Below are 19,983 nucleotides of genomic sequence, written 5' to 3'. Positions count from 1 at the left end.
TCCTGAGGTCTTTAAAAAGCACCGGCGATCGGGTGGCGGGCGACAAAGTGCCCGGCGCCAACCTGCACCAGCGGTGCGGTAACGGGTTCATCGCCCAGCGCGCGCACCGGGCTCGGGATCTCATCGGCCGGCAGCGGCTGCCGTTTGTGGGCGTGAGCGGGATCGGCCACCGGCACCGCCGCCATCAGCTTGCGGGTGTAGGGATGCTGCGGATTGTCGAACACCGCCTGCCGCGGGCCGATCTCGACGATCTGCCCGAGGTACATCACCGCCACCCGGTGGCTGATCCGCTCCACCACCGCCATGTCGTGTGAAATAAACAGAAAAGCGATGCCGAACTCGCGCTGCAGATCGAGCAGCAGATTGACGATCTGCGCCTGAATCGACACGTCCAGCGCCGAAACCGCCTCGTCGGCGATCACCACTTTCGGGTTCAACGCCAACGCGCGTGCGATGCAGATACGCTGGCGCTGGCCGCCGGAAAATTCGTGCGGGTAGCGGCGCGCGTGTTCCGGCAACAGGCCGACGCGTTCCAACAGCCAGGCTACCCGCCGTTCCGCCTCCCGGCCGCGCATCACGTTGTGCACCAGCAGCGGCTCCATGATGGAAAAACCGACCGTCAGGCGCGGATCGAGCGAGGCGTAAGGATCTTGAAAGATGAACTGAATATCGCGCCGCAGGTGCTGCAGCGCCGGCCCCTTCAACCGATCGATTCGCCGCCCGGCGAAGGTGATGGTGCCGCTCTGGCTGTCCACCAGTTTCAGCAAAGAACGCCCGGTGGTGGACTTGCCGCAGCCGGACTCGCCCACCAGCCCCAGCGTCTCGCCGGGGTAAAGATCGAAACTGACGTTTTCCACCGCGTGCACCCGGCGAGTGACCCGATTGAACAGCCCGCCGCGCAGATCAAAACGCGTGACCAGATGATCCACCCGCAGGATCGGCGCGGCGCCTGGCGGCACGGTATCCTGCGGCGCTTCATCCTCCTCGCCTCCCGGCAGCGGAAACTTCGCCGGCAGCGGCCGATCGGCCATCGCCCCCAGCTTCGGCACCGCCGCCAGCAGCGCCCGGGTATAGGCCTGCTGCGGCGTGGCGAACAGCTCGCGCACCCGATTTTGCTCCACCTGCTCACCGCGGCGCATCACCAGCACCCGGTCAGCAATCTCCGCCACCACCCCCATGTCGTGAGTGATGAAAATCACCCCCATCTGCATCTCCTGTTGCAGCACGCGGATCAGCTGCAGGATCTGCGCCTGAATGGTGACGTCGAGGGCGGTGGTGGGCTCATCGGCGATCAACAGCGCCGGCTTGCAGGAGAGCGCCATGGCGATCATCACCCGCTGGCGCATGCCGCCGGAAAGCTGGTGCGGGTAGCGCCCCAGCACCTCTTTAGCCTCCGGAATACGCACCAGATCGAGCATGCGCAGCGCCTCCTGGCGCGCGCTGCGGTGATCCATGCCCTGATGCAAACGCAGCGATTCGGCGATCTGCTCGCCGACCGGAAACACCGGGTTGAGCGAGGTCATCGGCTCCTGGAAGATCATCGCCATATCGGCGCCACGCACCGTGCGCAGCGTGCTCTGCGAGGCGCGCGCCAGATCGAGCAGCGCGCCGTCGCGCCGGCGCAGCGTCATGGCGCCGCCGACGATGCGCCCGCCGCCCTGCTCCACCAGCCGCATCAGCCCCAGTGAAGTCACCGATTTGCCGGAACCGGACTCACCGACGATCGCCAGCGTCTCGCCGCGATCGAGCTCGAACGACAGGTTGCGCACCGCTTCCACGGCGCCTTCCGATTGAGGAAAGCTGATGCTCAGATCGCGCACCGACAGCACACGCTGCGGCGGCAATGGCAGCCCGTCGCCGGCGGGCCGGAATGAAACGTCGGTCATACACCCTCCCGGTGAACGCTTAGCGATAAATCCCGACGGACGGCGCATCGCCGACATAGCCAAAACCGCGGTACATCCCCTCGCTGTTGAACGGCAGCGCGATATTGCCGTGGCGATCGACGGCGATCATGCCGCCGCTGCCGCCCAGCGCCGGCAGCTTCTCCATCACCACCCGATCGCTGGCCTCTTGCAGGCTGAGGCCGCCGTATTCGATCAGGGCGGAGACGTCATAGGCCGCCACGCCGCGCATGAAGATTTCGCCGGTGCCGGTGCTGGAGACCGCCACCGTGGCGTTATTGGCATAGCAACCGGCGCCGATGATCGGCGTGTCGCCTACCCGCCCGGCCTGCTTGTTGGTCATGCCGCCGGTGGAAGTGGCGGCGGCGAGGTTGCCCAGCGCATCCAGTGCCACCGCGCCGACGGTGCCGAATTTGCGATCGGGATCGAGCGGATCGCCGGCCTGCGCCGCGCCGTCGTGATCAAGCAAGACCCGCCCCTGCTCCGCCTGGGCGCGGTGCAACTGATCAAAGCGTTCCTGGGTAAAGAAGAAGTCGGGAGTAACCATTTCCAGGCCGTGGGCGGCGGCAAACTTCTCGGCGCCTTCGGCGGCAAACAGCACGTGCTCACTGTTTTCCAGCACCGCGCGCGCCGCCAGCACCGGGTTGCGGATATGGCTGACGCCGGCGACAGCGCCGGCGTCGCAGGTGCGGCCGTCCATCACGCAGGCGTCCAGTTCGTGGGTGCCCTGATGGGTAAACACCGAGCCTTTGCCGGCGTTGAACAGCGGGCATTCCTCCAGCAGCCGCACCGCTTCGGTCACCGCGTCCAGCGCGCTGCCGCCCTGCGCCAGTACCGCCTGCCCGGCGGCCACGATCTCGGACAGCGCCTGGATATACTGCCGTTCTTTTTCCGCACTCAACGCCGCCCGGGTAATTGCGCCCGCGCCGCCATGAATGGCAATCACTGGTTTGCTCATTTGCCTGACACCCTGTGTTAATCCCGCCGTTGCGCAGCGAATAAGCTGAGCGCGGTATCATTATTATTCAGTCTTTTTCGACTCTATTTAGTCCTACAGTGGAAGTACAGCATAACGTCCACGTCCCGCTTTTAGCGTAGCGCGCTTAGACCATTTCGCACCTTGAAATAGCTTATTGGAATAAAAACAGCAGGTTATAAAAAGCGGCAAACCGCTGACAGTGCGGCTGGGATTATTGGTAATTTCGCGAGAGGAAATAGCGGCATGGCGTAATGAAATAAACGTTCGCGCTGAGTCACGCTTATTGTGGCGCCCGGCCTGCTGTTTTTCCCCCGGCCGGGCGCAGATGATCCGACGATTAAAAACCCGAGCCGGGCTGCCGTAAAAAGGCCTCTTCTTCCGGCGTGCTGATGCGCCCCAATATTGCGTTGCGATGCGGGTAGCGGCCGAAACGATCGATGATCGCCTTATGCCGTAGCTCGAACTCCAGCTGGTCGCCGTTATTAAGCTCGGTATATAACACCAGCGCCTGCTGGTGGATCAGCGGCGATTCCGAATGCATGAACGGCAGATAAAGGAAGCCGCGCTGCTCACGGCTCAGCCGTTCGCACTCGCCGCTGCGGATCGCCTCCTGCGCCAGGACCAGCGCCATGCCGTCGCAGGCGAACGACTGCGGCGTGCCGCGAAACAGGTTGCGGCTGAACTGATCGAGCACGATCACCTCCGCCAGGCGCCCTTCGATGGTGTCGCGCCAGTGCGCCAGTTCCCCCGCCGCCGCCGCCCGCCAGATTTCGCCGAAGCGGCTATGCAGCAGACGATCGAAATCATCGTCCTTTTTGAACCACATCACCGGTTCGATCTCGTCGAACCAGAACTCGATAACCTGTTTATGCATCATGATCCTCCTGTGTTTTAGGCAGTTTATACCCGTTCGCGCTTCCGGCGCAGTGCGAAAGATGGCGGGCATAACCCGTTCTCCCCCCCGGCGTTCTCTGCCATAATAGCCGCACTTTGTCGCTATCATTGCGCACCCTGATTACGGAGTTCCCCTTATGGATCATTGCCATACTTCCGATCTCATCTCCCTGGAGCAAGCGCTGGAAAAAATGCTCGGGCAGATCGCACCGCTGCAACAAACCGAATCCGTCGCGCTGACCGCCGCCGCCGGCCGCATCACCGCCGCGCCGGTGGTCTCACCGCTCGACGTGCCGCCATTCGCCAACTCGGCGATGGACGGTTATGCGGTACGCCTCGCCGATCTGGCGGCCAATGCGCCATTGCCGATCGCCGGGAAAGCCTTCGCCGGCGCGCCGTTCGACGGCCAATGGCCGGCCAACAGCTGCGTGCGTATCATGACTGGCGCGCCGATCCCGGCCGGGGCGGAAGCGGTTGTTATGCAAGAGCAGGCCGAAGTGAGCGACCAGGGCGTGCGTTTTACCGCCCCGGTAGAAGCCGGCCAGAATATCCGTCTGGCGGGTGAAGACATTCGCCAAGGCGCCAGCGTGTTGCCGGCCGGCGTGAGGCTGGGCGCCGCGCAGCTGCCGCTGCTGGCTTCGCTCGGCGTCGCCGAAGTGCAGGTGATGCGTAAGCTGAAGGTCGCGGTGTTCTCCACCGGCGACGAACTGCAGCAGGTCGGCCAGCCGCTGCAGGCAGGCCAGATCTACGACACCAATCGTTTCGCAGTGCGCCTGATGCTGGAGCAGCTGGGCTGCGAAGTGCTCGATCTCGGCATTATCCGCGACGATCGCGATGCGCTGCGCGCCGCCTTCGAACAAGCGGATAGCCAGGCTGACGTGGTGATCAGCAGCGGCGGCGTCTCGGTCGGCGAAGCCGACTACACCAAACAGATGCTCGACGAACTGGGCCAGGTCAGCTTCTGGAAGCTGGCGATCAAACCCGGCAAACCGTTCGCCTTCGGCAAACTGGGCCACGCCTGGTTCTGCGGCCTGCCGGGCAACCCGGTTTCCGCCGCCCTGACCTTCTACCAGCTGGTGCAACCGCTGCTGGCGAAGCTGGCCGGCCACAGCGACTGGCGCCTGCCGCCGCGCCTGCGCGCGCGGGCGCTGACGCCGCTGAAGAAATCGCCGGGGCGCCTCGATTTTCAGCGCGGCGTGTTCAGCAGCAACGCCGCGGGCGAACTGGAGGTCAGCACCACCGGCCACCAGGGCTCGCACGTCTTCAGCTCCTACAGCCAGGGCAACTGTTTCATCGTGCTGGAGCGCGAACGCGGTTCGGTGGCGGCGGGTGAAACGGTGGAGATCGAGCCGTTCAACGCCCTGCTGAGGAGCTGAACATGTTGCCGGAATTGACCGACGCCGAAGCGCTGCGCTACAACCGCCAGATCGTCCTGAGCGGCTTTGACTTCGACGGCCAGGAGAAGCTGAAGGCCGCCCGCGTGCTGATCGCCGGGCTGGGCGGGCTGGGCTGCGCCGCCGCGCCTTATCTGGCGGCGGCCGGCGTCGGCCATCTGGTGCTGGTGGATTTCGACACCGTCTCGCTCTCCAATCTGCAGCGCCAGATCCTGCACCGCGACGATCGCATCGGCCAGAGCAAAGTCGCCTCCGCCAGACAGGAGCTGAGCGCCATCAATCCGCATATCCGCATCGATGCCATCGACGGTCGTCTGGAAGATGACGCGGTCGCGGCAGAGATCGCCGCCTGCGATCTGGTGCTGGACTGCACCGACAACGTGGCGGCGCGCGACGCCCTGAACCGCCTGTGCCACGCACAGCGCAAACCGCTGGTTTCCGGCGCGGCGATCCGCATGGAAGGCCAGCTCAGCGTGTTCACCTATCAGCCGGGCGAGCCCTGCTACCGCTGCCTGAGCCGGCTGTTCGGCGACAGCGCCCTCACCTGCGTCGAAGCGGGCGTGATGGCGCCGCTGGTCGGCACTATCGGCACCCTGCAGGCGATGGAAGCCATCAAGCTGCTAGCCGAGTATGGTCAGCCATTGCGCGGCAAGCTGTTGATGTTCGATGCGATGAGCCTGCAGTTCCGCGAGATGAAACTACCGAAGGATCCGCACTGCGAGGTGTGCGGCGGGGAATGACGGATAAAAAAAGGGCGGGATAATTCCCGCCCTGATGCGTTGCCGCGAGGGTTACACGATGCCCTGGCTGCGCAGATAGTCTTCGTAGTTGCCGGTAAAGTCGATCACCTTGTTCGGGGTGATTTCCAGAATGCGCGTCGCCAGCGAGCTGACGAACTCACGGTCGTGGGAGACGAAGATCAGCGTGCCTTCGTACATCTCCAGCGCCATGTTCAGCGATTCGATGGATTCCATATCCAGGTGGTTGGTCGGTTCGTCCATCACCAGAATATTCGGGCGTTGCATCATCAGCTTGCCGAACAGCATGCGGCCCTTCTCGCCACCGGACAGCACCTTCACTTTCTTCTTGATGTCGTCCTGGCTGAACAGCAGACGGCCCAGCACGCTGCGCACCGCCTGCTCGTCGTCTTTTTCCTGCTTCCACTGGCTCATCCAGTCGAACACGCTCAGGGTGTCGTCGAACTCGTATTCGTGATCCTGCGCGTAGTAACCGATACGGGCATTTTCTGACCACTTGACGGTGCCGCTGTCCGGCTGCGCGTCGCCCACCAGCGTTTTCAGCAGGGTGGTTTTACCGATGCCGTTGGCGCCCAGCACCGCGACCTTCTCGCCCACTTCCACCATCAGGTTCAGCTTGCTGAACAACGGGCCCTCATCGAAGCCCTTGGTGAGCGCTTCCACTTCCAGCGCGTTACGGAACAGCTTCTTATCCTGTTCGAAACGGATGAACGGGTTCTGGCGGCTGGAGGCTTTCACCTCTTCCAGCTGGATCTTGTCGATCTGGCGGGCACGTGAGGTGGCCTGCTTGGATTTGGAGGCGTTGGCGCTGAAGCGGCTGACGAACGATTGCAGCTCATTGATCTGCGCCTTCTTCTTGGCGTTGTCCGCCAGCAGACGCTCGCGCGCCTGGGTGGCGGCGGTCATGTATTCGTCGTAGTTACCCGGGTAAACGCGCAGTTCGCCGTAGTCCAGATCCGCCATGTGGGTGCAGACCATGTTCAGGAAGTGACGGTCGTGCGAGATGATGATCATGGTGCTGTTGCGCTCGTTGAGCACGTTTTCCAGCCAGCGAATGGTGTCGATGTCCAGGTTGTTGGTCGGTTCGTCGAGCAGCAGGATTTCCGGATCGGAGAACAGCGCCTGCGCCAGCAACACGCGCAGCTTCCAGCCCGGCGCGATTTCGCTCATCGGACCGTAGTGCTGCTCAACCGGAATACCCACGCCGAGCAACAGTTCGCCGGCGCGCGCTTCGGCGCTGTAGCCGTCCATTTCGCCGTAGGCCACTTCCAGATCGGCCACTTTATAGCCGTCTTCTTCGCTCATCTCCGCCAAGGCGTAGATGCGGTCGCGCTCTTCCTTCACCGCCCACAGTTCGGTGTGGCCCATGATCACGGTGTCCAGCACGCTGTACTGCTCGAAGGCGAACTGATCCTGACGCAGTTTACCCAGGCGTTCGTTCGGATCGAGGAACACGTTGCCGCCGCTCGGTGCCAGATCGCCGCCGAGGATTTTCATAAAGGTGGACTTGCCGCAGCCGTTGGCGCCGATCAGGCCGTAACGGTTGCCGCCGCCGAATTTGACAGAGATGTTTTCAAACAACGGCTTGCTGCCGAACTGCATGGTGATGTTGTTAGTGCTTAACACAGCGCTCGCTCTTTATACATAGGGAATGTGATTTGGCGCGCATTATGCCACAACGGGGTGCAGAGATCGCGGGAAGTTTCGGTGACTTTTTGAGCGCCTGCGGCATCCTATCCTTTTCGCAGGCGGCATAGTTGAATTAACGCGGCGGGAACTTCGCGGCAATCATCGCCGCCGTCGGCTGCACACCGCCCAGGCTCCATTGTTCGGGCGCATGTTCATCGATTCTGACCCAAACCGACTGCCTGAACGCCGGATCGCCTCGCCCTTCTATCTCCACCAACAGATCGGTAATGCGGGACAGCAATTCGCTTTTTTGCCGTTCATCCAGCATGCCTTTCACCGTTTGCACATTAACAAATGGCATTATACTCTCCTTGAATATAGATAAGTCTAAAAACAAGACTTAGACTAGCGAAGGAAAATGCCCATGTCAAAATCTCCCGATCTCCCTACCGTTTCTCTTGCCCTGTGCGGGCTGGCGCAGGCCGCGGACCTGCTTGGCGATCGCTGGACGTTGCTGATCCTGCGCGAATCATTCTACGGCGTTCGCCGTTTTGAAGAGCTGCGCGAGAATATCGGCGCTTCGCGCCAGGCGTTGAGCAACCGTCTGAATGCCATGGTAGAACAAGAACTGTTGGCCAAACGCGCTTACCGGGAGCCGGGCGAGCGTGAGCGACATGAATATGTCTTGACGGACAAGGGACGCAGCCTGGGGCCCATCCTGGTTGCGCTGATGGCATGGGGCCACCGGCATATTCTGCATGACACCCCCCACGTTCAACTGGTGGATAAACACAGCGGGCTGCCGGTGCAGCTGGCATTTATCGATGCGCAGGCCCGCGTGGTGCCTGAAGACGCGCTGCAAATGTCGGCCGTTGAGCTCCCCCCGGCCTGACTTACCCATTCTGGTCTACGCTTGATGCCAGACATGTTGATGACAAGGATGCTGAACCATGCCACACCTCTATAACACCGCGCTGCTGATCGGCGCTGCGCTGAGCGCCATCGCCGCCCTGCTGCATATTTGGGTGATCACCGCCGGGCCGCGCGGCTATCGGCTGTGCGGCGCCGGCGATCGCTTCATTAAGGCGGCGGAAGCGGGTAAAAAGTTCCCGGCCGTCGTCACCGCCGGCATCGCGCTGGTGTTGTTTATTTGGGCGCTGTATGCGCTGTCCGGCGCCGGGCTGATCGCGCCGCTGCCGCTGCTGCGACCCGCGCTGTTTATCATCACCTTTATCTACCTGCTGCGCGGCGTCGCCGGCCCTTTCGCCCTGCGCGACACCGGCCGCAGCCAACGCTTTATCATCGTCAGCTCGCTGATTTGCCTCGGCTTCGGGCTGGTGCATCTGCTGGGGATGACGCAGCGCTGGGGGGCGTTGGCGTAACGCCCTGTTGCTGCAAAACGGCGATAAACGCCTGTGCGGCGGCGCTGCGGTAAGCGCCTTGGCGCTGCAGCAACACCGCCTGCCGAGCCGGCATGGCGTTGTCCAGCGCCACTTTTTTCAACTGCCGGTTCTCGCGCGCAATGGCGGCCGGCAACAGCGTGGCGAGCTGCCCGCGCCGCACGATCTCGACGATAGCGCCCAACGCATTGGCCTCCACCGCCACCAGCGGCCGGAAACCGAGCTGCGTGCAGTAGCGATCGATAAACTGGCGCGTGGCGAAATCGCCGCTCAGCAAGGCCAGCGGCAGATGCCGCCATTCCGCCAGCGTCAGCGGCCGACGCCGCGCCGCCAGGGGATGATCGGCGCCGACCATCAGCTCCAGCGTCTCACTGAACAACGGCGTCGCTTCCACCTCCGCCGACTGCGCCATCTCAAAGGCAATCCCCAGATCCAGCCGATCCTGCGTCAGCAGCGCCTCGATTCGTTCTTGCGCCATCTCCTCAATGCTCAGCGTAATCCCCGGGTAGCGGCGATAGAACGCATCGATCGTCGGTCCCACCAGATAGGCGGTGAACGTCGGCGTCATCGCCAGCCGCAGATGGCCGCGCGCCAGCGTCGCCACGTCATGGATCGCCCGCGCGCCGGCGTCCAGATCCTGCAGCGCCAGGCGCGCATAGCGCATCCAGGCCTCACCTGCGTCGGTCAGCTGCACCCTTCTGCCGCTGCGATCGAACAGCGGCGCTCCCAGCGCATCCTCCAGCTGTTTGATCTGCTGCGACAAGGTCGGTTGCGAGACGTGCAGCGCTTCGGCGGCACGGGTGAAATTGCCCTGTTCGGCCACGGCCAGAAAATAACGGATATGTCGCAGCAGCATAGCGCCCCAACTATTAGTAATACCTATAGCCATCATTATAAATGGGTCTTAGACCCTATAGCCAGAAGCGTTCATCATGCCGTCATCGCTTACCCCCCAGGGAGAAAAACAATGAAAGAGGTGATTGAGGGCTTCCTGAAGTTCCAGCGCGAAGCCTTTGTTGAACGCACGGCGCTGTTTCAGCGGCTGGCGACCCGCCAAAATCCGCGTACGCTGTTTATCTCGTGTTCCGACAGCCGCCTGGTGCCCGAGCTGGTCACCCAGCGTGAGCCGGGCGATCTGTTCGTTATCCGCAATGCCGGTAACATCGTGCCTTCTTTCGGCCCCGAACCCGGCGGGGTGACCGCCTCGGTCGAGTACGCGGTCGCCGCGCTGGGCGTGGAAGATATCGTGATCTGCGGCCATTCCGACTGCGGCGCAATGACCGCCATCGCCACCTGTCAGTGTCTGGATCACCTGCCGACGGTCGCCGGCTGGCTGCGTTACGCCGATTCCGCCAAGGCGGTCAATCAGGCTTATCCGCATGTCTCCGACGAGGCCCGGGTCGCATCGATGGTGCGCGAGAACGTCATCGCCCAACTCAACAACATCAAAACGCACCCTTCCGTCGCCCTGGCGCTGGATCAGGGCCGCCTGACGCTGCACGGCTGGGTCTATGACATCGCCAGCGGCGCTATCGAGGCGCTGGACGGCGAAACCCGCCGCTTCGTGCCGCTCGCCACCCATCCCGAGGTGACCGCCACGCCGGCGATCGCCCGTTTTTAAGCCAACAAAAGGAGCCAACATGACACACTCTCTGCATAACGCCGCCCCGCGCGAAGCGCTCACCGACACCATCATGGCCGCCAAGATCCGCCATAACCTGACGTTCGAAGCGCTGGCCGAGGGCACCGGCCTCAGCCTGGCGTTTGTCACCGCCGCCCTGCTGGGGCAGCATGCGCTGCCGGAACCGGCAGCGCGCACCGTGGCGGCCAAGCTGGGGCTGGATGAAGAGGCGGTACAGCTGCTGCAAACCATCCCGCTGCGCGGCAGCATTCCCGGCGGCGTGCCGACCGACCCGACCATTTATCGTTTCTATGAAATGCTGCAGGTCTACGGCTCCACGCTGAAAGCGCTGGTGCACGAGCAGTTTGGCGACGGCATCATCAGCGCCATCAACTTCAAGCTGGATATCAAGAAGGTCGCCGATCCGGACGGCGGCGAACGCGCGGTGATCACCCTGGACGGCAAATACCTGCCGACCAAACCTTTCTGATTGGCCTTGCGCCGGCGGCCCGCGTCGCCGGCAAATTGACAGCCAACCGGCCATTGGCTACATTAACTGCGCTTAAACGCCGTCCTGGCGTTTTTCACTGCCCGAGGCCTGTATGTTGGAGATTGTAACCACCCGATAGTCGCTTCCTTGCCGCATGGCGAGGGACTCTGACGTATCCGACGCGCGTTTGCGCGGGGATGCGCGTATCTGGGGTTATTACAGGATCTCCCAACATGAACATTTCCAAAGCGGAACAACGCGTGCTGCACGTGTTGGCCAAAGGCGGCTATATCGCCTTCACCCGCAACGACGCCGGTCGCGTCACCCACGTCGAATGCTACACCCGCGAAGGGCTCGGCCTGGCCGACTGCTCGCTGGCCGTTTTCACCAAGCTCAAAACCAAACGCCTGATCCTCTCTCGCCAGGGGCGCCCTTATCGCGTCACCTTCGCCGGGCTCAAGGCCGTGCGGGCGCAGCTGGATAACCGTTAATCATCGATACCGGCCGGGCAGGCAGCCCGGTCGGCACAGCGTTATTGAATCAGGATACAACCATGAACATCACGTTACGCCACGAAACGCCGGCCGACGTCGGCACCATCGCCACCCTGACCGCCGCCGCATTCCTGCACGCCGAACACAGCAGCCACACCGAGCAGTTTATCGTCAATGCGCTGCGCGCGGCGGGAGCCCTCACCCTGTCGCTGGTCGCCGAACGCAATGGCACACCGATCGGGCACGCGTCCGTCTCGCCGGTCGCACTCAGCACCGGCGCCGTCGGTTGGTACGGGCTGGCGCCGGTATCGGTGCTGCCGGCCTGTCAGAACCAGGGGATCGGCAGCCGGCTTATTCGCCGGCTGCTGGCCGAGCTGCAGGAGCGTGGTGCCGCAGGCTGCGTGGTGCTGGGCGATCCGAGCTATTACGGCCGTTTCGGCTTCCAGGCGCAGAGCGCGCTGACCCTGCCGGGCGTGCCGCAAGACTACTTCCGCGCCGTCGCCTTCCAGGGCGCGCTGCCGTGCGCGGAGGTCACCTTCCACAACGCGTTTAACGCCGAAGCCTAACCCTGTTGCCGGCGCCGTCATGGCGCCGGTTTTCAGTCCCGCTCGCCATAACGCAAGATAGTCATCCCTTCCTCTTCCGCCGGGGGAACAAAATACTGCGCCAGGTGCTCAAACTCCGCCTCGCTCAGTGCAAACGGGTTGCAGGATGGGTTTGCATAACGTTCTCCGGTCGTTGCCGGAAGGGGATAAAAAAACCCGCCTGCCGGCGGGTTTTTATTGGCGACACACGCGCTACCCCACCCTCTGGAGAAGGGTGATAATAATTTGCGCGAATGGGCGGTAGGATTTTTTCATAGCTAATGAATATGACAACCGTACGCCGTTGTCAATTCGCCGTCATCAATCCATGCTCTCGCACAAACTCGGTGAATAAACTCACTTTCTGCTGCACATGCCGGCGCGTCGGGTAAACCGCGAAGACCTGATGCACGTCGGCAATCTGTTCAGGGAACAGCCGCACCAGCCTGCCGGCGGCGATCTCGGGATCCGCCACGAACGACGGCAGCGAACCGATGCCCAATCCCGCCACCAACATATCCCGCAGCATCAGGCTGTTGTTGGCGATCAACCGGGGCGTGAACGCCACGCTCAGGCTCTCCTCGCCGGCGGTGAACTGCCACTGCCCCGGCCTTTCCGCCAGGGAATAGGCCAGACAGCTGTGTCGCTGTAATTCATTCGGCGTTTGCGGCATGCCGTGCTGCGCCAAATAGCCGGGCGCGGCGCAAATTCGCTGGTGCACTTCACCCAGCGCCCGGGCGCTGAGGGAAGAGTCCGGCAGCCGTCGGCGAATGCGCAAGGAAATATCGAAACCAGCCGCCACTACGTCCAATACCCTGTCGTCCAGCGTCAGTTCCACCTGCAACTGCGGGTAACGTTGCATAAACAGCGGCAACAGCGGCGACAGCACCGTCAGGCCGAATGAGAGCGGCGCATTGACCCGCAGCGTGCCGGAGACCTGCTGCGCGCTGGCGGCAACCGTCTGTTCCAGCGCGTCGAACTCGCCGAGCAACCGACAGGCTTCCTGGTAATAGATCTGCCCGGCTTCGGTCAGGCTCATGCTGCGGGTGGTGCGCACGAGCAACAGCGTCCCCAACCGACTTTCCAACTGCTTAATCTGCTTGCTCAACGCCGCCGGCGTGATCGCCAGATCCTCCGCCGCCTTATAGAAACTGTTGCGCTCAACCACGCGGCGAAAGGCGCGCATCGTCAGTAGCACGTCCATATTATGTCCTGATAGTTAATTATAAATTCAATAAAACACAGATTATTAACCCCAACAACCTAAGTAGACTTTATCCAACCGCTTCCCTGAGTGGTAAGTGAATTTAATCTACTGATAATAATGGAGTTAATAATGAAAAAGACCCTGTTCGCCCTGATGCTCGGCCTGAGCGCCGCCACCGCCCCCGTCGCCGCGCTGGCGCAATCCCCCGCCGCCGATAGCCGCCAGGCGGGTTATGTGCAGCCGCTGACCGCCGACAACAGCCTGTTGCTGTTGGTCGATCTGCAGGACATGTTCGGCATGACCATTTCCTCTATCGATCAAACCAATCTGGTGAATAACGCCGCCGGCATCGCCAAGGCCGCCAAAGTGTTCAACGTGCCGACCATTCTGGCCTCGGCCAACGCCAAAAGCTTCGCCGGGCCGGTATTCCAGCAGGTGACGCAGGCGCGCCCGGACCTGCAGGTGTACGACCGCACCGCCATCAACGTCTGGCAGGATCGGCGCGTGGTGGATCTGATCAAACAATCCGGCCGCAAGAAAATCATCATCGGCGGGTTGTGGACCGCCAGCTGCGTGATGCTGCCGGCGCTGTCCGCCCTGGGCGAGGGTTATGAGGTTTATATCCTGTCGGACGTCACCGGCGACATTACGCCAGACAGCCAAAACAACGCCATGCAGCGTCTGGTTCAGGCGGGCGCCACGCCCATCAACTGGGTAGCGTTGATGCTGGAATGGCAGCAGGACTGGAGCCGTAAAGCCACGGCGGGGGGCGTATTGCAGATCGCTCGCGACCACGGCGCCGCCTGGGGGATGGGCGCCAGCTACGCCGGGGCGATGAAGGTGGGCAGCGAGGCGAAATAGCGGGTGAAAGCCCGCCGGCGGCGGGCTTTTTCTCAGGTACGGTGATAACAACGGCTATCCTGCGGCACCTGGTCGCGACTTTCCAGCCCGTAGTCCCGCACCACCTCCGCCACCCGCAGCCGATACTGCGCCAGCACTTCGCCACGGCCGCGCGCCTGCGCCGCCCGGTGCTGCTCGAGATTGCGCCACTGCTGCACCGCCGCCTCGTCGCGCCAGAAGGAGAGCGACAGCAGGCGCGCAGGATCGGCCAGGCTTTGAAACCGCTCGATGGAAATGAATCCATCGATCTGCGCCAGCAGCGGCTTCAGCTCCGCCGCCAACGTCAGGTAGGTATCGCGCAGCCCGTCGGCGGCCTGCAGTTCAAAAATCACGGCAATCATCCTCGTCTCCTCTCAACGGTAAAATTCCGGCATGCGCGCATTCAGTGAACGGCGCCACTGCACCGATTTCAACGCCCGCTCATCAATATCCAGCGGACACGGACGCACAGCACCAGACTGCGATAGCTACAGGCTAGCGATGGACGCGCCGTCATACTTCGTCTAACCTCGAAGTATGCATAACATCGAGATAGAAGATCGTTTAGCGGCGCTGAGCGCCGCCATCGCCGACCGCACCCGGGCGCGCATGCTGTGCCTGTTGATGGATGGGCGCGCCTACACCGCCACCGAGCTCAGCGCGGCGGTCGAGGTCGCCCCGTCTACCGCCAGCGCACATCTGGCGAAGCTGCTGGAGCAGCGGCTGATTGCCTGCGTCAAACAGGGGCGCTATCGCTATTTTCGGCTGGCCGGGCAACCGGTGGCCGCAGCGCTGGAGGGTCTGATGGCGCTGGCGGGCGTGCCGCGCCCGTCGGTGAAAAGCAGCACGCCCACCTCGCTGCAATATGCTCGCACCTGTTACGACCATATGGCGGGCGAGGTGGCGGTGAAGCTGCACGATCGGCTGCATGCGCTGAACTGGCTGACCGGCGAGGAAGACTACCGGTTAAGCGACATCGGTCAGGCCGCGCTGGCGCGGCTGGGCGTCGATTGCTCCCCCGCTCCCACCCGCCGCCGCTTCGCCTGCGGCTGCCTGGACTGGAGCGAACGCCGCTCTCACCTCGGTGGCGCGCTGGGCGCCGCGCTGTTAGCCGCCTTTATCCAACGCGGCTGGATCGTCCGCCGGCTCGACAGCCGCGAACTGCAGCTGCCCCCCGCCGGTAAAAAAGCGCTGGCCGCACATTTTGACCTCACGGTGTAACCCGGCGGCGGGGTAGTTTTACTGCAATACTCAAGGGGTACGCTTAAGCAACCCCGCCAACCCGAGGAGTTTCCATGCTCGATTCCACCCAATTCCCGATCGTCAAACGCTGGCCGGCTCAGCACCCGGAACGGCTGCAGCTCTACTCTCTGCCGACGCCGAACGGCGTCAAAGTGTCCATCATGCTGGAAGAGATCGGCCTGCCTTATGAAGCGCACCTGATCGACATCGGCAACAACGAGACCTGGACGCCGGAATTCCTGGCGCTGAACCCGAACGGCAAGATCCCGGCGATCATCGATCCCGACGGCCCCGGCGGCCGGCCGCTGCCGCTGTTCGAATCCGGCGCCATTCTGCTCTACCTGGCGGAAAAGAGCGGCCGTTTCCTGCCGCAGGATCCGGCGCAGCGTTACGAAACCATTCAGTGGGTGTTCTTCCAGATGGCCGCCGTCGGCCCAATGTTCGGCCAGCTCGGTTTCTTCCACAAGTTTGCCGGGCGCGAATATGAAGACAAGCGGCCGCTGGAGCGTTACAAAAACGAATCGAAACGCCTGCTCGGCGTATTGGAAACGCGCCTTGAAGGCCGCGACTGGATCATGGGTGCGGACTACACCATCGCCGATATTTCGCTGCTGGGCTGGGTGCGTAACCTGATCGGCTTCTATGAGGCGCGCGAACTGGTGGCGTTCGACAGTTTCCCGCGCGTCGCGCAGTGGCTGGAGCGCGGTCTGGCGCGGCCGGCGGTGCAGCGCGGGCTGGCTATTCCGGCGCGCGCGGCCTGATTGTCAAACGGGGTGGCCGCCGGGCCATCCCGTCTTTCATTGTCATAAAATTGTCATCCCTCTGCTCTACTCTCCTTTCGTAACAATTTGATTGTTATTTACATTGTTGTATTACGACAAGGAGCTTACCCCATGCAACCTGCTGTATCCCTGATCGCCGGCGCCGTGCTGTCCGCCCTGCTCTGTTCCTCCGCCATCGCGGCGGAAACCTCGGCCAATGCCGATGGCCTGACCGAACGCGCCGCGCGCGGCAACCTCGCCGAACCGGGCGGCGCCCGTCGTCTGGCCGGCGATCAGACCGCCGCGCTGAAGGCGTCGCTGTCGGACAAAACGGCGAAAAACGTGATTCTGCTGATCGGCGACGGCATGGGGGATTCCGAGATCACCGCCGCGCGCAACTACGCTGAAGGCGCAGGCGGTTACTTCAAGGGCATCGACGCCCTGCCGCTGACCGGGCAATACACCCACTACTCGCTGGACAAGAAAACCCACAAGCCGGATTACGTGACCGATTCCGCCGCCTCCGCCACCGCCTGGACCACCGGGGTGAAAACCTATAACGGCGCGCTCGGCGTGGACGTGAACGGCAAAGATCAGCCGACGCTGCTGGAGATCGCCAAGGCGGCCGGCAAGGCCACCGGCAACGTCTCCACTGCCGAGTTGCAAGACGCTACGCCGGCGGCGCTGGTGTCGCACGTCACCTCGCGCAAATGCTACGGCCCGGAGGAAACCAGCGAGAAATGCGCCGCTAACGCGCTGGAAAACGGCGGCCGCGGCTCCATCACCGAGCAGTTGCTGAAAACCCGCGCCGACGTCACGCTGGGCGGCGGCGCGAAGTCCTTCAACCAGCTGGCGAAAAGCGGCGAATGGCAAGGAAAATCGCTGAAAGATCAGGCGGCGGCGCAGGGTTACCAGTGGGTGAGCAACGCGGATGAGCTGCAGGCCGTTACGCTGGCCAACCAGCAAAAACCGCTGCTGGGTCTGTTCGCCGACGGCAACATGCCGGTGCGCTGGCTGGGGCCGAAAGCCAGCTATCACGGCAACCTCGACAAGCCGGCGGTAACCTGCGAAAACAACCCGGCGCGCACCGCGGCCACGCCAACGCTGGCGGCGATGACCGAAAAAGCGATCGCACTGTTGAAAGATAACCCGAACGGCTTCTTCCTGCAGGTAGAGGGCGCGTCGATCGATAAGCAGGATCACGCCGCTAACCCGTGCGGGCAGATTGGTGAAACCGTCGATCTGGACGAAGCGGTGCAAAAAGCGCTGGCCTTCGCCCGCGCCGACGGCAACACGCTGGTGATCGTCACCGCCGACCATGCACACTCCAGCCAGATCGTCGCCGCCGACGCCAAAGCGCCGGGCCTGACCCAGATGCTGACCACCAAAGACGGCGCGCCGATGACCCTCAGCTACGGCAACTCGGAAGAAGAGTCGCAGGGGCACACCGGCACCCAATTGCGCGTCGCGGCCTACGGCCCGCACGCCGCCAACGTGGTGGGATTGACCGATCAGACCGATCTGTTCTTCACCATGCGCGATGCGATGGGCATCAAGTAACCGCCTTCTGCACGATGGCCGCCCGTAACGGCGGCCATTTATTATTGGTTACCGATAGGTATTTGCAATTTAACCGCAATTATTGTGTGATAACGAAATAACGTTTAATTGCGCGACAATTAACCCCCGAAAATAACGCGGTTATACGACCTTTCTTCCCTCTTTGTTTATTACTACGACAGCAACCGGCCTATTTTTGCTTATATTCATTTTTTTTAGTTACAAAAGTAGTTTTTAACATTCTCGCAAACAATAATACCCCGCCAGTAACGTGAACCGATCAATTTGCACCCGGACGGCCTGCAATAGTTCACTTTTCGTTAAAAACCCTATTAACAAAAAGGCATTATTGCTGCCTATCGGCTCACGCCGGGCGGTCGGCTTCATTATTTCCAGGGTAACTCCCGCTAAATTCTTTCACCTGCAATGAGTAGAATTTACACACAAGAGATTTAATTCAATGAGAAAATTACTCGTCCTGATTTTCAGTCTCAGCCTGTTTGGCGTTACGCAACAGGCGGCGGCTGAAGAGAAGAATAAAACCGTCGACGTGGTGTTGATCGGCGGCGGCATCATGAGCGCCACCTTGGGTACCTATCTGCATGAGCTGGAGCCGACCTGGACCATCGACATGTACGAGCGCATGAACGGCGTGGCGGAAGAGAGCTCCAACGGCTGGAACAACGCCGGTACCGGCCACTCCGCCTTCAGCGAAATGAACTACACGCCGGAAAAAGCCGATGGCACCATCGACATCAGCAAGGCGGTGAAGGTCAACGAGTCTTTCGAAATCTCCCGTCAGTTCTGGTCTTATCAGGTGAAAAACAATGTCCTGAAAGATCCGAAATCTTTCATTAACAGCGTGCCGCACATGAGCTTCGTGTGGGGCGACGACAACGTCAACTTCCTGCGTAAACGCTACGCGGCGCTGCAGCACAGCACCCTGTTCCGCGGCATGGAATACTCCGAAGACCCTGCGCAAATCAAACAGTGGGCGCCACTGGTGATGAACGGCCGCGATCCGGCGCAGAAAATCGCCGCGACCCGCATGCCGCTGGGCACCGACGTTAACTTCGGCGTGATCACCCACCAGCTGGTTGACGCACTGAGCGCCAGCGACAAGTTCAAGCTGAACCTGAGCCACGAAGTGCGCGACATCAAGCGCAACGCCGACCAGACCTGGAGCGTAACCGTTGCCGATCTGAACCGCGACGGTAAAGAAACCACCGTTAACGCCAAGTTCGTGTTCATCGGCGCAGGCGGCGCGTCCCTGACCCTGCTGCAGAAATCCGGCATCCCTGAGGCCGACGGTTACGGCGGCTTCCCGGTCGGCGGCCAGTTCTTGGTCACGACCAACCCGGAGATCGCCAACCAGCACCTGGCCAAAGTGTATGGCCTGGCCAGCGTAGGTTCGCCGCCGATGTCCGTGCCTCACCTGGATACCCGCATGCTGGACGGCAAGCGCGTGCTGCTGTTCGGGCCGTTCGCCACCTTCTCCAGCAAGTTCCTGAAGAACGGTTCGCTGTTTGATCTGCTGCACTCGCTGAGCACCTCGAACCTGATGCCGATGACCCACGTCGGTCTGGATAACTTCGATCTGGTGAAATACCTGGTCGGCCAGCTGATGATGAACGACGACGATCGCTTCGCCGCATTGAAAGAGTACTTCCCGGACGCCAAGCAGGAAGACTGGAAGCTGTGGACCGCAGGCCAGCGCGTACAGATCATCAAGAAAGACGCGGATAAAGGCGGCGTGCTGCAGTTCGGCACCGAAGTCGTCAGCTCTGAAGACGGCAGCATCGCCGCTCTGCTGGGCGCTTCGCCGGGCGCTTCCACCGCTGCGCCAATCATGCTGCACCTGATGGAAACCGTGTTCAAAGACAAAGTGGCGACGCCGGAATGGCAGAGCAAGCTGAAAGAGATCATCCCGTCCTACGGCCACAAGCTGAACGGCGATATCGAGATGACCAACAAGATCCGCGGTTACACCAGCAGCGTGCTGGGTCTGAACTACATTGAAGTGAAACCGGAAACTAACTGATTTTCCGTCACTTCCTACTGAAAAGGCCGCTTTATGCGGCCTTTCTTTTATTCCCCTGCCGTTCAAAGAGCATTTTTGGCCACCTTTTTATCCCCGGCTTACCCTTGCGTAACGGCGTAGTCACGCCTATTATCAAAGCATATTCT

Annotated in this window: 21 protein-coding genes; 13 read left to right on the top strand and 8 right to left on the bottom strand. The window is 61.9% G+C overall.

The window, feature by feature from the left end:
* Nucleotides 1-11 precede the first annotated feature (11 nt).
* The 3 genes from AC2CGI_RS08615 to AC2CGI_RS08605 form a co-directional block, all read right to left on the bottom strand.
* Entirely contained in the window at nucleotides 12-1,886 is a 1,875-nt protein-coding gene (locus AC2CGI_RS08615) for a dipeptide ABC transporter ATP-binding protein (protein WP_015377210.1), read from the bottom strand.
* Nucleotides 1,887-1,905: 19 nt separating this feature from the next.
* Nucleotides 1,906-2,862: an isoaspartyl peptidase/L-asparaginase family protein gene (locus tag AC2CGI_RS08610; protein ID WP_015377209.1), complete on the bottom strand. Its 957-nt coding sequence runs from the start codon at nucleotides 2,860-2,862 to the stop codon at nucleotides 1,906-1,908.
* A 358-nt stretch (nucleotides 2,863-3,220) separates the two neighbouring features.
* Nucleotides 3,221-3,757 (bottom strand): DUF924 family protein, encoded by a 537-nt coding sequence (locus AC2CGI_RS08605; protein ID WP_004938999.1) that lies wholly within the window; start codon nucleotides 3,755-3,757, stop codon nucleotides 3,221-3,223.
* 157 nt (nucleotides 3,758-3,914) lie between these two features.
* On the opposite strand from AC2CGI_RS08605, the gene moeA reads away from it, so the two are divergent.
* Nucleotides 3,915-5,153, top strand: coding sequence for a molybdopterin molybdotransferase MoeA (gene moeA / locus AC2CGI_RS08600; protein ID WP_075685121.1), 1,239 nt, complete (start codon nucleotides 3,915-3,917; stop codon nucleotides 5,151-5,153).
* Nucleotides 5,154-5,155: 2 nt separating this feature from the next.
* Complete coding sequence (gene moeB / locus AC2CGI_RS08595) at nucleotides 5,156-5,911, top strand: molybdopterin-synthase adenylyltransferase MoeB (RefSeq protein ID WP_076740427.1); 756 nt, start codon at nucleotides 5,156-5,158, stop codon at nucleotides 5,909-5,911.
* 51 nt (nucleotides 5,912-5,962) lie between these two features.
* Here moeB and AC2CGI_RS08590 read toward each other — a convergent pair whose 3' ends face one another.
* Nucleotides 5,963-7,555 (bottom strand): ABC-F family ATPase, encoded by a 1,593-nt coding sequence (locus AC2CGI_RS08590; RefSeq protein WP_004939011.1) that lies wholly within the window; start codon nucleotides 7,553-7,555, stop codon nucleotides 5,963-5,965.
* A 136-nt stretch (nucleotides 7,556-7,691) separates the two neighbouring features.
* Complete coding sequence (locus AC2CGI_RS08585) at nucleotides 7,692-7,919, bottom strand: tautomerase family protein (RefSeq protein ID WP_004939015.1); 228 nt, start codon at nucleotides 7,917-7,919, stop codon at nucleotides 7,692-7,694.
* Between the two features lie 63 nt (nucleotides 7,920-7,982).
* On the opposite strand from AC2CGI_RS08585, the gene AC2CGI_RS08580 reads away from it, so the two are divergent.
* Entirely contained in the window at nucleotides 7,983-8,450 is a 468-nt protein-coding gene (locus tag AC2CGI_RS08580) for a winged helix-turn-helix transcriptional regulator (RefSeq protein ID WP_021504286.1), read from the top strand.
* 58 nt (nucleotides 8,451-8,508) lie between these two features.
* Complete coding sequence (locus AC2CGI_RS08575) at nucleotides 8,509-8,940, top strand: hypothetical protein (RefSeq protein WP_015377196.1); 432 nt, start codon at nucleotides 8,509-8,511, stop codon at nucleotides 8,938-8,940.
* Here AC2CGI_RS08575 and cynR read toward each other — a convergent pair.
* The gene (gene cynR, locus AC2CGI_RS08570; RefSeq protein ID WP_021504285.1) at nucleotides 8,864-9,814 is read right to left on the bottom strand and encodes a transcriptional regulator CynR; all 951 of its coding nucleotides are present in this window, start codon (nucleotides 9,812-9,814) and stop codon (nucleotides 8,864-8,866) included. The two genes, AC2CGI_RS08575 and cynR, sit on opposite strands and share 77 nt — an antisense overlap.
* A 111-nt stretch (nucleotides 9,815-9,925) precedes the next feature.
* On the opposite strand from cynR, the gene AC2CGI_RS08565 reads away from it, so the two are divergent.
* From AC2CGI_RS08565 to AC2CGI_RS08550, 4 genes are all read left to right on the top strand, one after another.
* Complete coding sequence (locus tag AC2CGI_RS08565) at nucleotides 9,926-10,579, top strand: carbonic anhydrase (protein WP_004939026.1); 654 nt, start codon at nucleotides 9,926-9,928, stop codon at nucleotides 10,577-10,579.
* A gap of 19 nt (nucleotides 10,580-10,598) precedes the next feature.
* Complete coding sequence (gene cynS / locus AC2CGI_RS08560) at nucleotides 10,599-11,069, top strand: cyanase (protein WP_004939029.1); 471 nt, start codon at nucleotides 10,599-10,601, stop codon at nucleotides 11,067-11,069.
* 233 nt (nucleotides 11,070-11,302) lie between these two features.
* On the top strand, nucleotides 11,303-11,560 hold the full coding sequence (locus AC2CGI_RS08555) for a YjhX family toxin (RefSeq protein ID WP_004939031.1): 258 nt from the start codon (nucleotides 11,303-11,305) through the stop codon (nucleotides 11,558-11,560).
* A gap of 62 nt (nucleotides 11,561-11,622) precedes the next feature.
* On the top strand, nucleotides 11,623-12,129 hold the full coding sequence (locus tag AC2CGI_RS08550) for a GNAT family N-acetyltransferase (protein ID WP_021504284.1): 507 nt from the start codon (nucleotides 11,623-11,625) through the stop codon (nucleotides 12,127-12,129).
* Nucleotides 12,130-12,454: 325 nt separating this feature from the next.
* Here the strand turns inward: AC2CGI_RS08550 and AC2CGI_RS08545 are convergent, their stop codons facing one another.
* On the bottom strand, nucleotides 12,455-13,351 hold the full coding sequence (locus tag AC2CGI_RS08545; protein ID WP_015377191.1) for a LysR family transcriptional regulator: 897 nt from the start codon (nucleotides 13,349-13,351) through the stop codon (nucleotides 12,455-12,457).
* A 132-nt stretch (nucleotides 13,352-13,483) separates the two neighbouring features.
* Here AC2CGI_RS08545 and AC2CGI_RS08540 point away from each other — a divergent pair, with 132 nt between their 5' ends.
* Nucleotides 13,484-14,215, top strand: a complete 732-nt coding sequence (locus AC2CGI_RS08540; protein WP_015377190.1) for an isochorismatase family protein — start codon at nucleotides 13,484-13,486, stop codon at nucleotides 14,213-14,215.
* A gap of 32 nt (nucleotides 14,216-14,247) precedes the next feature.
* Here the strand turns inward: AC2CGI_RS08540 and AC2CGI_RS08535 are convergent, their stop codons facing one another.
* Nucleotides 14,248-14,595 (bottom strand): antibiotic biosynthesis monooxygenase family protein, encoded by a 348-nt coding sequence (locus AC2CGI_RS08535; protein WP_015377189.1) that lies wholly within the window; start codon nucleotides 14,593-14,595, stop codon nucleotides 14,248-14,250.
* A 175-nt stretch (nucleotides 14,596-14,770) separates the two neighbouring features.
* Between AC2CGI_RS08535 and AC2CGI_RS08530 the strand changes: the two genes are divergently transcribed.
* The 4 genes from AC2CGI_RS08530 to AC2CGI_RS08515 all read left to right on the top strand — a co-directional run bounded on the left by AC2CGI_RS08530 (nucleotide 14,771) and on the right by AC2CGI_RS08515 (nucleotide 19,837).
* A complete protein-coding gene (locus AC2CGI_RS08530) occupies nucleotides 14,771-15,454 on the top strand; it encodes an ArsR/SmtB family transcription factor (RefSeq protein ID WP_015377188.1) in 684 nt (227 codons plus the stop codon).
* A 74-nt stretch (nucleotides 15,455-15,528) separates the two neighbouring features.
* Nucleotides 15,529-16,236, top strand: coding sequence for a glutathione S-transferase N-terminal domain-containing protein (locus AC2CGI_RS08525; protein ID WP_004939065.1), 708 nt, complete (start codon nucleotides 15,529-15,531; stop codon nucleotides 16,234-16,236).
* A gap of 132 nt (nucleotides 16,237-16,368) precedes the next feature.
* On the top strand, nucleotides 16,369-17,796 hold the full coding sequence (phoA, locus tag AC2CGI_RS08520) for an alkaline phosphatase (RefSeq protein WP_044031625.1): 1,428 nt from the start codon (nucleotides 16,369-16,371) through the stop codon (nucleotides 17,794-17,796).
* A gap of 460 nt (nucleotides 17,797-18,256) precedes the next feature.
* Nucleotides 18,257-19,837: a malate:quinone oxidoreductase gene (locus tag AC2CGI_RS08515; protein ID WP_015377186.1), complete on the top strand. Its 1,581-nt coding sequence runs from the start codon at nucleotides 18,257-18,259 to the stop codon at nucleotides 19,835-19,837.
* Nucleotides 19,838-19,983 lie beyond the last annotated feature (146 nt).

The organism is Serratia sp. LSHTC3, assembly GCF_057197125.1.
The sequence above is the reverse complement of the archived record's forward strand: the minus strand, read 5'-3'. Positions and strand labels throughout refer to the sequence as shown.